At 46.4% G+C, this 504-nt stretch carries 1 rRNA gene; it reads right to left on the bottom strand.

The features are described from left to right. Nucleotides 1-400: 400 nt before the first annotated feature. Nucleotides 401-504: ribosomal RNA gene (locus tag MHX61_RS11270) — 16S ribosomal RNA — on the bottom strand; the annotation flags it as partial.

Below are 504 nucleotides of genomic sequence, written 5' to 3'. Positions count from 1 at the left end.
ATTGATTAAAGAAAAAAGAAATCACACAAACACACACAAACAAACCACAAAAGCAATCCATCCGTGCGTGTTTAATGCTCGCGTCCACTATACAGTTCTCACACAACACCCCAACCACACCTTGCCAACACACACAGTGTCAACAAGCCTTATGGTCAGGCACAAAAAAGGGGGATAATGCCCCAGACACCCAACAATGCACCAACATACAAACAACATTATTTTTCACTGTGCATGGACAACAGTGTGTCACAAAGCGCCATTCAAACACTTGGTCTTGTCTCATCAGGTGTGTGTTTCACCCGGACAATTTTTCAACAATAAAAGTTGGCAGCATGACACTCGCATACTCAACCAACCACAAGGATGCAACTGCACCCAACAAATAAAAGCTCCTTAGAAAGGAGGTGATCCACCCGCACCTTCCGGTACGGGTACCTTGTTACGACTTCGTCCCAATCGCCGATCCCACCTTCGACGGCTCCCTAACAAGTTTGGGCCACC

Source organism: Corynebacterium sp. ACRPF (genome assembly GCF_022347395.1).
Lineage (GTDB): Bacteria > Actinomycetota > Actinomycetes > Mycobacteriales > Mycobacteriaceae > Corynebacterium > Corynebacterium tuberculostearicum_D.
Note: the sequence above shows the minus strand (reverse complement) of the source record. Positions and strands in the feature narration are given on the sequence as shown.